Below are 464 nucleotides of genomic sequence, written 5' to 3'. Positions count from 1 at the left end.
AGGAAGCCGTCAGCGCGGTGAGCAGCATGGGCGGCGAACTGTCCCGCCCGGAGACAATTCCCTTCGACCTCCTGGTCTCGGAGAACGTGTCGTGACGCGGTTTCGTGAGGCCGGAGCCCGATGCCGGCTTAACAGCGCGATGCCGGGCGCGCTATAGACCGCATCTGGCGAAAGGCGGCAACATGACGGGATCGGGAGGAATGACAGCCGGCGAGCTTCTCTACAGGAAGCTGCGCGCGGATATCCTGTTCGCCGTGCTCAAGCCGAACGATAAGCTTACGCTTGAGCCGATCAGCCGGCGCTACGGCGCTAGCGTGCCGACGATCCGCGAGGTGCTGAACAGGCTCGTCTCGGAATCGCTGGTGGTGGCCGAAGGCCAGAAGGGCTTTCGCGTCGCGCCCGTATCCATCAAAGGATTGAAGGAAATCGCCCATGCGCGCCTGTTGCTGGAGGCCGAGGCGCTG

At 64.0% G+C, this 464-nt stretch carries 1 protein-coding gene; it reads left to right on the top strand.

The window, feature by feature from the left end:
• Window positions 1-200: 200 nt before the first annotated feature.
• Window positions 201-464: GntR family transcriptional regulator (locus tag WEA77_RS15675; RefSeq protein WP_368068802.1), on the top strand; the 264-nt coding region annotated here is incomplete at its 3' end.

It is taken from the genome of Hyphomonas sp. (assembly GCF_040882205.1).
In the GTDB taxonomy this organism is placed as follows: Bacteria; Pseudomonadota; Alphaproteobacteria; order Caulobacterales; family Hyphomonadaceae; genus Hyphomonas.
The sequence above is the reverse complement of the archived record's forward strand: the minus strand, read 5'-3'. Positions and strand labels throughout refer to the sequence as shown.